Raw genomic sequence first — 11,217 nt, forward strand, 5'->3', positions numbered from 1 at the left:
GGATCATGTTCGGCCCCGGGTGTGCGCGGCCGGACGCCGGAGGTCCCAAGGGGACGGACGGGAGCCGGGGACCGTGGCCGAGATACGGGTGCCCAAGCTGAACGCCAACGACAGCGCGTACGTGCTGGTGGACTGGCTGGTCAAGGACGGCGAACCGGTACGCGCCGGCGCCGGGCTCGCCGAGGTCGAGACGTCGAAGGCGGTGGAGGAGATCCCCGCGCCGCAGGACGGCTACGTCGCGCACGCGGTGGCCGCCGGGGCCGAGGTCGAGCCCGGACAGGTGATCGCGCGGGTGTCCGCGAGCCCGGCCGGCGCGGCGGTCCCGGGCGTGCCCGTCCCGGATCGGTCCCCTGCGGAGGATCAGGCCGGCGGCGGTCAGCTGATCACCGCGCCGGCGCGGGCACGGATGGCAGAGCTCGGCGTCACCGAGGAGCAGGTACTGGCCCTGCCCGTGAAACTGGTACGCAGCGCGGACATCGAGACGCTGGCAGGCTCGCCGTCCGCGGCATCCCCGTCATCGGTGCGGGCGGACCCGGTGGAAGGCGAGCCGCTGTCGAGGGTGCAGCGTGCCGTGGGCTGGGCGGTGTCCACGTCGCACACGACCATCCCGGCCGCGTACACGGTGTCGAAGATCGACATGGGGGCGGCGCAGGAGCGGGCCCGCCGCCTCATCCGCCAGGTACGCCGCCCGGTCACGATCGCGAACCTGTTCATCGAGGCGGTCGCGGCGCTGCACGGGCGGTTCCCGGCGTTCTACTCCCGGTTGACCGCCGACGGCTCGGCCGTGATCCCGGCCGAGGCACCGCACATCGGCGTCACCGTCGACGTCGGCACCGGCCTGTTCGTGCCCGTGCTGCGGAACGCCGCCCGGCTGTCCACCGAGGAGATCGCGACCCGGCTCGCCGACCTGCGTACGCGGGCCGCCGAAGGCGCGTTCCGCCCAGCCGAGCTGGAAGGGGCGAACATTGGCGTCACTCTGCATACGGAGGCGGACGTCGTCCTGGCGATCCCGTTCATCTTCCCCGGCCAGGTGTGCGCGCTCGCGTTGACGACACCGCAGGCGGAGCTCTACCTCACCGACGACGGCGACGTGGCCCGGCGCTGGGTCGCGTACGTGGGACTCGCGTACGACCACCGGGTGATCAACGGCCGCGAAGCCGCCCAGTACCTCGACGCCCTCCGCGCGATCCTCGCGTAGCGCGCCCCCAAGATCCCGTTTGGATCAGGGATCGCCACGTCATCTTAGGCCAAGATTCGGGTGATTTCCCTGATCCCAACGGGATCTTGAAGCGGGGCGGGGTCGGCGGCGCAGAGCGGCCAGGGGTCAGGTGGGGAGGGTGTCGACGATCTCGATGCGGGCGGGCATCAGGTCCGCCGGCAGCACCTCGCCCAGATGGGCCAGCACCTCCGCCGCGTGCCGCTCGTTCGCCCCGCCGAGCCGGGGTGCGGACACGTGACTCGCGGGTGTCCCGTCGGGCGGGAGCCGCAGCGGCGCCACCCGCCCGTCCCGCGACAGGTACGCGTCGAACTCCGGCCCGCCGCCCGTCCAGTCCAGCCGGACGGTGTACCCGTGGGCCGCGCCGAGTTCGTACACGTCCTCGGGGTGCACGCCGCCGGACCCGAGCCGCGCGTTGGGCAGGTCCCGCAGCACGATCGGGGAGACGTGTCCGGCCAGCAGGCGCGGCAGGTCGCCGAAGGACCGCACGACCGGTGCCGCACCGGGAACGGGCGTCCGCCCGAGGGTCGCGTCGAACCGGTAACGGGACAGTTCGTTGTCGTAGCGGCCCCGTTTCGGCTCGACGTCGGCGTACCAGTCCGGGCCGAGGCGGTGCGCGTACGCGACGAAGAACCGCGGGTCGGCCAGCAGCTCACCCTCTGCCGTGGACGATACGCGGACGAGCCGGGCGACCTTCTCCGGTGTCGGCTCGGCGAGGCGGGCGTACGCGCGCTCGACGTAGAGCCGTTCGGCCAGCCCGGAGTGCCGCACGTCGCCGACGAACAGCCGCCCGCCGGGGGAGAGCTTCGCGACCGCCTGGTCGAGCACGTCGAGGAGGTAGCGGGCGTCCGGGAAGTACTGGATCACCGAGTTGAGCACGATGAGGTCGTACTCGCCCGGCAGCGTGTGCAGGTCGGTCGCCTCGGCCCGCACGAGCGTCGCCTTGCCGGGACCGAGCGGCTGCAGACGCGTACGCAGGGAGGGCAGGCCTTCGGCGACGATGTCGGTGCCGGTGTACGCGGCGCACGGCCCGATCAGCTCGGTGGCCAGCAACCCGTTGCCGCAGCCCACTTCCAGGACGCGGCCCGGCGGCGCGGCGAGGAGCCGGGCCACGGTGGTGTCGCGCCAGGCGCGCATGTCCTGCTCGGCGAGCGGCTTGCCGTCGATGCTGGAGACCCAGCCGCGCGCGTCGAAGCCGTCCGGCGCGGCGGGTTCCTTGTAGATCTCGCGGAAGGCGTCGCGCCAGGCGCTGACGGCGGCGGTGTTGTGGCCCGGAACGACGTACGCGACCAGCTCGCCGCCCGCGTGCAGGACGGCGGCCGCGCGGACCCGGGGCGCGCCGCGCAGCGCGGCCGTGGTGCGGGCGATGTCCATGGCGTTCCCTCAGATCAGCGTCGCGAGGCGGCGGTAGTCGGTCTTGCCGCGGTCGTTGCGCGGCAGGTCGGCCAGGCGCACGAGCCGCTCCGGCACCATGTAGGCGGGCATCGCGGCGGCCAGCTGCGCGCGCAGCTCGAACGCCGGCCGCTCGGCGCCGGTGTAGAACGCCACGATCGTCTTGCCGAGCGCGCCGTCCGCGACGACCGCCGCCGCGTCCCCGATCCCCGCGAGGCCGCGTACGTGCTGCTCCACCTCGCCCAGCTCGATCCGGAAACCGCGTACCTTCACCTGGCGGTCGAGGCGTCCGATGTGGACGAGCAGGCCGTCCGCCACCCGCACCCGGTCGCCGGTCCGGTACCAGCAGCCGTCCGGCACCGGCGCCGGACCGTCGTACCCGCGCGCCACGCCGTCCTCGATGACGAAGAACCGCCCCGCGTTGTCCGCCGGGTCCAGGTAGGTGGTCAGCCGCTGCACTCCGCGCATGCACAGCTCGCCCTCGCCGGCCACCACCGCGCCGTCGTCCACCAGGCACCATTCAAGATGGGGGTACGCGTCGCCGATCGGAACGGTTCCGTTGCCCGGAGCCGGCCAGCTCGCGGTATCGGCCGGCAGTACGTACTCGGTGCAGCTGACGGTCAGCTCGGTCGGCCCGTAGACGTTCTCCAGGACCGTGCCCGGTGCCGCCGCCGCCCACGTGCGCGCCTGCTCCAAGGTGAGCGGCTCGCCGATGAAGCAGCTGCGGACCAGCGTCGGCATCGAGCCCGGGGCCAGCAGCCGCATCTGCCGCGCGACCGAGACGACCGAGGGCACCGAGTACCAGTGCGTGATCCGCCGGCCGGTGGCGTACGCGACCGGGTTGGCCGCCTCGTGCGGCTCGGGCAGGACGAGCGTGGCCCCCGAGGTCAGCCCGGCCAGCAGGTCGAAGACGGAGGGGTCGAAGGTCAGCTCGAAGTTGTGCGTGATCCGGCAGCCCGGCCCGAGTTCCGACCGCTTCACCACGTGCTTCACGTACGCGCTCACCGCCGGGTGCGGTATGCACACGCCCTTCGGCACCCCCGTCGACCCCGAGGTGAACAGCACGTACGCCTCGGTCCCGCTCTCGGCACGCGCGGCGCCGTCCGGACCGTCCGCGCTGTTCGGACCGTCCGCGCTGTTCGGACCGTCCGCGCTGTTCGGACCGTCCGCGCTGTTCGGGCCGTCCGCGCTGTTCGGACCGTCCGCGCTGTCCGGGCTGCTCGCGTCGACGACCTCGACACCCTCGTGCTCCCAGGGTGTGTCCGTGACGACGGTGGTGATCCCGGCCGCCGCCAGCATCGTCGCCAGCCGCCCGGCCGGTGCCTGCGGCGACAGCGGCACGGCCGACCGCCCCGACACGAGCACCCCCAGGTACGCGACCGGCCCGGCGAGACTCTTCCCGACGCGTACGCCGACCCGCGGACCCGCGCCCGCGAGCCGGTCGGCGACCGCGTTCACCCGCCGGCCGAGGTCGGCGTACGTGACGGTCTCGCCGGCCAGCTCCAGGGCGGGCAGGTCGCGGTGGCGGCGTACCGCCTCGTCGAAGCGTCGGACGATCTCGGCAGGCATCCGCGGTACTCCTCGTCTGTTTCTTGCACGAAACAGTCGACAGTATGCGGGCCGGGATCTAGGAATGTACAGAGCTGAGTGCCGCACCCCGGCCGGGATGCCACGCCGGACCGGGGTGCTCGCGCTGTGCGCGGGTCAGCCGATCTCCGCGTGCCGGGCGGCCATCCGGTCGAGGACCAGTTCCGGGCACCGCATCGGCAGGTCGTGGCCCGCATCGGGGACGACCTCGACGGCCATGCCGGTCAGTGCGCGCAGCCGGTCGGCCACCGCGGCCGCGTCGTAGAGCTGGCTGCGCTCACCGAGCAGGACCAGCGCCGGCACCGTGACCGCCCGCAGTTCGTCGTCCGTCATCGCGGGCGGGACCGGCAGCCGGCGGCGGAATCCCATCATCGCCCCGGCCAGGCCCATCACGTCGTCGTCGCGCAGCGTCGCGTTGTGCAGCCACCCCGCGGCCCGGTGCCGCAGGGGTCTCGGCAGCAAACCGGCGAGGCCGCCCACGATGACCCAGGCCAGGAACCGTCCGCCGACCTTGCCGAACCCGGCCGGGTCCAGCAGCGTCAGCGACCGCACCGCCGCCGGGCGGTGGGCGGCGTACCGCATCGCGGTCCAGCCGCCGTAGGAGCAGCCGAGGATGTCCACCGGCCCGAGGCCGCCGAGGCCCTCGACGACCTCGTCCAGCCACCGGCACAGGTCCGCCGCGCCCTCGATCGGTCGGTCCTGTGTGGACCCACCGGGCTCGCCGACCGGGTCGACCGCGATCACCCGCCGGTCCCTGCCCAGTTCGCCGACGTAGCGGTGCCACATCAGGGAGTTGCCGCCGGCTCCCGGCAGCAGCAGCACCGGTACGCCGTCCTCGGGACCGGCCAGGTGCACGCGGGTACGCCCGTAGGCCGTCGGCACGTCGCGGACGGTCCGCCCGGGCCAGCAGCGGTCGAGTGCTTGTTCGTAGGCGGCCAGGAACTTCGCCTGGGCCCGCTCGCTGGTGAAGCCTCCCACCGTTTTCATGGTACGACTGTACCATCAAGCGGTACCATCATGTCGTGCCGAGACGAGTGGACCACGACGTACGCCGCCGCGAGATCGGCGAAGCCCTGCTGCGCATCGCGTACGCGAAAGGGTTGCAGGCAGCCAGCATGCGCGAGGTCGCGGCCGAGGCGGGGGTGTCGCTGCGCCTGGTGCAGTACTACTTCCACACCAAGGACGAGCTGCTCGTCGCCGGCCTGGCGTACCTGGGGGAGCAGTTGTCGGCGCGCGTGGAGAGCCACATCCGCGCCCTCGGCACGCCCCCGACCCCGCGCGGCATGGTCTACGGCACCCTCACCGCGATCCTGCCCACCGACGAGGAGAGCCGCCGGCTGACCCGGACGTACGCCGCGTACTACACGCTGGTCCTGGCCACGCCGGGGATGGCGACCGAGCACGGGACGGCGTACCCCGACCTGCTGGAACGGTTCCTGGCCAAGCAGCTCGCGGCCGGCGGGGCGTGCGCGCCGGACGAGTCGGCCACGGTCGCGGCCGGACTCCTCGCGATGACGAACGGGCTCGGCTCCAGCGTGCTCGGCGGCCAGCGGGACGGCGCCGCCGCCCTGGCCGTGCTGACCTATCACCTCGACCGGCTCTTCGTGTAGCGGACGGGAAAGGGCCCGGCGGTCGGTCGCCGCCGGGCCCTTGTCAGCACGATCGCTCAGTACCGGTAGTGCTCCGGCTTGAACGGCCCCTCGACCTCCACGCCGATGTACGCGGCCTGCTCCGCCCGCAGCTCGGTCAGGTGCACGCCCAGCGCGTCGAGGTGCAGCCGGGCCACCTTCTCGTCGAGCTGCTTGGACAGCCGGTGTACGCCGATCGCGTACTCCTCGGTGAACAGGGAGATCTGCGCCATCACTTGGTTGGTGAACGACGCCGACATGACGAAGCTCGGGTGGCCGGTGGCGTTGCCGAGGTTGAGCAGCCGGCCCTCGGACAGCACGATGATCGCGTGGCCGTCCGGGAACGTCCACTCGTGGACCTGCGGCTTGATCTCCGTCTTGACGATGCCGGGCACCTTGGCCAGGCCGGCCATGTCGATCTCGTCGTCGAAGTGCCCGACGTTGCCGACGATCGCGTTGTGCTTGAGCGCCGCGAGGTGCTCGACGAGGACGATGCCGGTGTTCCCGGTCGTGGTGATCACGAGGTCGGCGTCGGCGATCACCTCTTCGAGGCGTACCACGGTCAGGCCGGACATGGCCGCCTGCAGCGCGCAGATCGGGTCGACCTCGGTGACCACGACGCGGGCGCCCTGGCCGCGCAGCGCCTCGACCGCGCCCTTGCCCACGTCGCCGTAGCCGCAGACGACCGCGAGCTTGCCGGCGAGCATGACGTCGGTGGCCCGGTTGATCCCGTCGACGAGCGAGTGGCGGATGCCGTACTTGTTGTCGAACTTGGACTTGGTCACCGAGTCGTTGACGTTGATCGCCGGGAACAGCAGCTCGCCGTCGCGCTCGAGGTGGTAGAGCCGGGCGACGCCGGTCGAGGTCTCCTCGGAGATGCCGCGCATGTCGGCGGCGATGCGGGTGAACCGCTGGCCGTCCTCGGCGAGGCTGCGGGTCAGCGTCGCGAGCACCTCGCGGTACTCGTGCGAGTCCTCGTCGGACGGATCCGGGACGGAGCCCTTCGCCTCGAAGGCGACGCCCTTCTGGACGAGCAGGGTGGCGTCGCCGCCGTCGTCCACGATGGCGTTCGGGCCGAGGCCGCCGGCGAAGCGGAACACCTGGTCGGTGCACCACCAGTACTCCTCGATGGTCTCGCCCTTCCAGGCGAACACCGGTACGCCGGCCGGCGCCTCGACGGTGCCGGTACGCCCGACGACGACGGCCGCGGCCGCCTCGTCCTGGGTGGAGAAGATGTTGCAGGAGACCCAGCGGACGTCGGCCCCGAGGTCGACCAGGGTCTCGATGAGCACGGCCGTCTGCACCGTCATGTGCAGGGAACCCGCGATGCGGGCGCCGCGCAGGGGCTGGGAGTCCGCGTACTCGCGGCGGATCGCCATCAGGCCCGGCATCTCGTGCTCGGCGAGGCGGATCTGGGTACGGCCCGCGTCGGCCTGGCCGAGGTCGGCGACGGCGAACTCGATGCCGTTGACTTGCTGGAGCTGGACGCCCACGGCGTCTACCTCACTTCCCTCGAAGGGAGGCGGGGAAATGGTTCCCGGTACGCCTCCACACATGGGAGGCGCCCTTGAAACGGGTAGTCGGTGGCCGAGCGTGGCGGACCATGATCGCTCGTGATCCGTCGCAGCGCCCCTCGGCGGCCGACCGCGGAAGCACCGCGATGAGGGGAGCATACCAAACCGGACGGTATTGACCAATGTGCGTGCACCTCGCCGCCGCTGGCGGGGCAAGCGTAGGCTGGGCGTACATCCTGCGATGCGGCCACTCAGCCGACGCTCGTGGCGTGTGCAGGCGGGGGTGAAAGCCCGGGAGAGCGAGCGTCCATGAGCATCCACCTGTCCAGTGCGCGCGGTTCCGAGCGGCGGGTCGTGCTCAGCTGCGACGCGGCCGGCTGTCCGGTCCAGCTGGAGCCGGCGGCCATCGAGCGCTGGCGCAGCGACACGGACGCCCTGGCGTTCGCCCGCGAGCATGCGGCCGGCTGGACGTTCGATCCCGTGCGCCAGGCCGACTTCTGTCCGCAGCACGCCCACCTCAGCACGGTCGTGTCCGGCGTGATCCCGCCGCGCCCCACGGCGGCGGCCCGGGACGAGGCCGGCAACCCGCTCAACCGCGACGAGTACGCGGCCGCCCTGCGGGCCCGGCTCGCGGAGGATCGGGGATCGGCGGTGCTGACGGCCGCCCAGGTCGCGGTCGCGGCCAGTCTGCTGGCCGAGCTCGCCGGCGTCTACCACGGGGAGGACCTGGGCGCGCTGGCCACCGAGCTGAGCGCCCTGCTCGACGGCCGGCCCTGATCCTTCTCCCCGCGGATCGGCCGGGCTCATTCCATGACGGCCCGGCCGGATCAGGGGATGCGGTCGTCGCGCAGGATCGCGTACACCTCCTGCTCGTCCTGCTGGGCGCAGCCGAAGCAGAAGAGCAGGAGGCGGTCGCGGGTGCGGTCGGTCAGAGCGTCGTCGCGAGGCGGTCGGCGAGCAGCCGGGCGAACCGGGCCGGGTCGGCCAGCTCGCCGCCCTCGGCCAGCAGCGCCGTCCCGTACAACAGCTCGGCGACCTCGGTCTCGTCCTTGCCCGCCGCCTGCGCGGCCTGCAGGCGCAGCACGAGCGGGTGCTCGGGATTGATCTCCAGGATCCGCTTGACGTGCGGTACCTCCTGGCCCATCGCCCGGTACATCTTCTCCAGCGTCGGGGTCATGTCCATCGTGTCGCCGACGATGCAGGCCGGCGAGGTCGTCAGGCGGGCCGAGAGGCGTACCTCCTTGACCTGGTCGGCCAGCGTCTCGCCGAGCCAGCCCAGCAGGGGACCGAAGTGCTCGCGCTGGGTCTCCTCCTCCTGCTTCTCGGCCTCGGACTTCTCCGCGCCCGCGTCCAGGTCGACCTGGCCCTTGGCGATGGACTGCAGCGGCTTGCCGTCGTACTGCATGACCTGGTCGACCCACACCTCGTCGATCGGGTCGGTCAGGATCAGCACCTCGAAACCCTTGCTGCGGAAGGCTTCCATGTGCGGCGAGTTCTCGATCATCGACCGCGAGTCGCCGGTCATGTAGTAGATGTCCTTCTGGCCGTCCTTCATCCGCTCCACGTACGCCCGCAGCGTCGTGGGCGCGTCCGCGTCGTGGGTCGAGGCGGCCGACACCAGGTCGAGGATCAGCTCACGGTTGTCGGGGTCCTCCAGCAGACCCTCCTTCACCGCGCGGCCGAACTCGGTCCAGAACGTCGTGTACTTCTCCGGCGCCGCGGTCATCAGGTCGCGTACCGTCGTGAGGATCTTCTTGACCAGCTTCCGGCGTACGCTCTGGATCTGGCGGTCCTGCTGGAGGATCTCGCGCGAGATGTTGAGCGAGAGATCGTGCGCGTCGACGACGCCCTTCACGAACCGCAGGTAGTGCGGCATGAGGGCCTCGCAGTCGTCCATGATGAACACACGCTTGACGTAGAGCTGGACGCCGCGGCGGCCGTCGCGCATGTGCAGGTCGAACGGCGCGTGCGTGGGCAGGAACAGCAGGGCCTCGTACTCGAACGTGCCCTCGGCGCGCATGTGGACGGTCTCGAGCGGCTCGGCCCAGTCGTGGCTGATGTGCTTGTAGAACTCGACGTACTCGGCCTCGTCGACCTCGGCGCGCGGGCGGGCCCACAGCGCCTTCATCGAGTTGAGCGTCTGGATCTCGGAGACGACGGCCTCGTCCTCGCCGACCCGCTCGGTCGTCAGCCGGATCGGCCACGAGATGAAATCGGAGTACCGCTTGACGATCTCCCGGATCTTCCACTCGGCCGTGTAGTCGAAGAGCTTGTCCTCGGCGTCCTCCGGCTTCAGGTGCACCGTCACCGTCGTGCCCGGCGGCAGCCCCTCGACCTCCTCGATCGTGTAGGTGCCCTCGCCCGCGCTCTCCCAGCGCGTACCGGTGGACTCCCCGGCCCGGCGGGTCGTCAGGGTCACCTTGTCGGCCACCATGAACGTCGCGTAGAAGCCGACCCCGAACTGCCCGATGAGCTCCGGCGATCCCGTGCCGTCCTGCGTCTCCTTGAGCTTGCGCAGCAGCTCGGCGGTGCCCGACCGGGCGATCGTCCCGATCAGCCCCACGACGTCCTCGCGGCTCATGCCGATGCCGTTGTCGCGTACGCTCAGGGTGCGGGCGGACCTGTCGGTCTCGAGCGCGATGTGCAGATCGGTCGTGTCGGCGTCCAGGTCCTTGTCCACGAGCGACGCGATGCGCAGCTTGTCGAGGGCGTCGGACGCGTTGGAGATCAGCTCGCGCAGGAACACGTCCTTGTTGGAGTAGATCGAATGGACCATCAGCTGCAGCAGCTGACGCGCCTCGGCCTGAAACTCCAGGGTCTCGCTCACACCCGTGCCTTTCCTGAGTAGGGGGCCTTGCTCACTCTGAGGCCGGCCTGAAAATCAGACCGCCCTCAGGATAGTTGCCGTCGCGGACTGTCGTATCCCGGCGTTACTCTGCCCGGATGAGCCTGGCGTACGCGACCCCGGGGCCGCTGACCACCCTCGACGCCGCCCAGCTGCCCGCGCTCGCCGGGCTGCCGGACGACCCGGCCGGCGTCTGCGCCGCGGTGGCCGGCCTCATCATTCATCCGTCCGAGGCCGGCGCGGGCCTCGGCGACCACCGGCACATCCGCCCGATGAACCGGTCGCTGGACATCCTGTTGGCCCTCGATCCGGCCCCGCTGCACGTGGTCCGGCCCGTGGAGCGCCGGCTCGTCGCGACCTGCCGGCACTTCGCCACGCTGGCGACGGCGCTGCTGCGGGCGAAAGGCGTACCGGCGCGGGCGCGGGTCGGCTTCGCGGACTACTTCCAGCCCGGCCTGCACGTCGACCACTGGGTCACCGAGTACTGGGACGGCGGCGGGTGGGTGCGTACCGACCCGCAGATCGGCCGCGACGTCGCCGAGGGCGAGTTCCTCACCGGCGGCGAAGCCTGGCAGCGGTTCCGGGCCGGGGACGCCGACCCGCAGAAGTTCGGCGTCGGCGGGGAACCGCACGCGTGGGGCATCGGCGAGATCCGCGGCAACGCGATCCGCGACCTGGCCGCGCTGCACCGCATCGAGATGCTCCCGTGGGACGAGTGGGGCCGGATGGCCGACTCGTACGCGGGGCGTACCGGTCCGGACTACGACGAGCTGATGGACCAGGTGGCAGAGGTGTGCCTCAAGGCCGAACCCGAGAGCGTCGCGGCCCTGTACGCGACCGCCGACCTCGCCGTACCCGCTTCCATGATCAGCTGACCGGCGGAGAACTTGCGCGAGAGTCCGGGTGCGTAAAGATCAGCTTCAAGATCACATACTTGTCCCGGGTTCGTCGATCTCACCTCCGCTCCTCCCGCGGGAGACCGTTCCGCCCCTATCGCTACGCTCCGGGGACTCCACTGCCAGCTGAGTGGGGCGA

General features: G+C 71.6%; 9 protein-coding genes. 4 read left to right on the forward strand and 5 right to left on the reverse strand.

Translation table 11 applies throughout. The annotated features are described in order from the left end of the window. The first annotated feature begins 73 nt into the window (after window positions 1-73). Window positions 74-1,198: a 2-oxo acid dehydrogenase subunit E2 gene (locus G401_RS0116140; RefSeq protein WP_027343320.1), complete on the forward strand. Its 1,125-nt coding sequence runs from the start codon at window positions 74-76 to the stop codon at window positions 1,196-1,198. Between the two features lie 126 nt (window positions 1,199-1,324). Here G401_RS0116140 and G401_RS0116145 read toward each other — a convergent pair whose 3' ends face one another. From G401_RS0116145 to G401_RS0116155, 3 genes are all read right to left on the reverse strand, one after another. After that, window positions 1,325-2,590 (reverse strand): class I SAM-dependent methyltransferase, encoded by a 1,266-nt coding sequence (locus G401_RS0116145; protein WP_027343321.1) that lies wholly within the window; start codon window positions 2,588-2,590, stop codon window positions 1,325-1,327. Window positions 2,591-2,599: 9 nt separating this feature from the next. Further along, a complete protein-coding gene (locus G401_RS0116150) occupies window positions 2,600-4,177 on the reverse strand; it encodes an AMP-binding protein (RefSeq protein ID WP_034591763.1) in 1,578 nt (525 codons plus the stop codon). 135 nt (window positions 4,178-4,312) lie between these two features. Further along, a complete protein-coding gene (locus tag G401_RS0116155; RefSeq protein WP_027343323.1) occupies window positions 4,313-5,182 on the reverse strand; it encodes an alpha/beta fold hydrolase in 870 nt (289 codons plus the stop codon). A gap of 35 nt (window positions 5,183-5,217) precedes the next feature. On the opposite strand from G401_RS0116155, the gene G401_RS0116160 reads away from it, so the two are divergent. After that, window positions 5,218-5,805, forward strand: a complete 588-nt coding sequence (locus tag G401_RS0116160) for a TetR/AcrR family transcriptional regulator (RefSeq protein WP_027343324.1) — start codon at window positions 5,218-5,220, stop codon at window positions 5,803-5,805. Between the two features lie 56 nt (window positions 5,806-5,861). On the opposite strand, the gene ahcY is transcribed toward G401_RS0116160, so the two are convergent. Next, the gene (gene ahcY / locus G401_RS0116165; RefSeq protein ID WP_027343325.1) at window positions 5,862-7,316 is read right to left on the reverse strand and encodes an adenosylhomocysteinase; all 1,455 of its coding nucleotides are present in this window, start codon (window positions 7,314-7,316) and stop codon (window positions 5,862-5,864) included. Between the two features lie 330 nt (window positions 7,317-7,646). Here ahcY and G401_RS46085 point away from each other — a divergent pair, with 330 nt between their 5' ends. After that, a complete protein-coding gene (locus G401_RS46085; RefSeq protein WP_034591765.1) occupies window positions 7,647-8,114 on the forward strand; it encodes a hypothetical protein in 468 nt (155 codons plus the stop codon). A 151-nt stretch (window positions 8,115-8,265) separates the two neighbouring features. Here the strand turns inward: G401_RS46085 and htpG are convergent, their stop codons facing one another. Further along, window positions 8,266-10,164, reverse strand: a complete 1,899-nt coding sequence (gene htpG / locus G401_RS0116175; protein ID WP_027343326.1) for a molecular chaperone HtpG — start codon at window positions 10,162-10,164, stop codon at window positions 8,266-8,268. 116 nt (window positions 10,165-10,280) lie between these two features. Here htpG and G401_RS0116180 point away from each other — a divergent pair, with 116 nt between their 5' ends. Beyond that, the gene (locus G401_RS0116180; protein ID WP_027343327.1) at window positions 10,281-11,057 is read left to right on the forward strand and encodes a transglutaminase-like domain-containing protein; all 777 of its coding nucleotides are present in this window, start codon (window positions 10,281-10,283) and stop codon (window positions 11,055-11,057) included. The last annotated feature ends 160 nt before the right edge of the window (window positions 11,058-11,217 follow it).

Source organism: Hamadaea tsunoensis DSM 44101 (assembly GCF_000428945.1).
Taxonomy (GTDB): Bacteria; Actinomycetota; Actinomycetes; order Mycobacteriales; family Micromonosporaceae; genus Hamadaea; species Hamadaea tsunoensis.

Bases quoted from the DNA above. Each gene is read 5' to 3' on its own strand.
- G401_RS0116145 (WP_027343321.1), bottom strand. From the start codon at position 2,590: ATGGACATCGCCCGCACCACGGCCGCGCTGCGCGGCGCGCCCCGGGTC.
- G401_RS0116155 (WP_027343323.1), bottom strand. From the start codon at position 5,182: ATGAAAACGGTGGGAGGCTTCACCAGCGAGCGGGCCCAGGCGAAGTTC.
- G401_RS0116150 (WP_034591763.1), bottom strand. From the start codon at position 4,177: ATGCCTGCCGAGATCGTCCGACGCTTCGACGAGGCGGTACGCCGCCAC.
- G401_RS0116180 (WP_027343327.1), top strand. From the start codon at position 10,281: ATGAGCCTGGCGTACGCGACCCCGGGGCCGCTGACCACCCTCGACGCC.
- G401_RS46085 (WP_034591765.1), top strand. From the start codon at position 7,647: ATGAGCATCCACCTGTCCAGTGCGCGCGGTTCCGAGCGGCGGGTCGTG.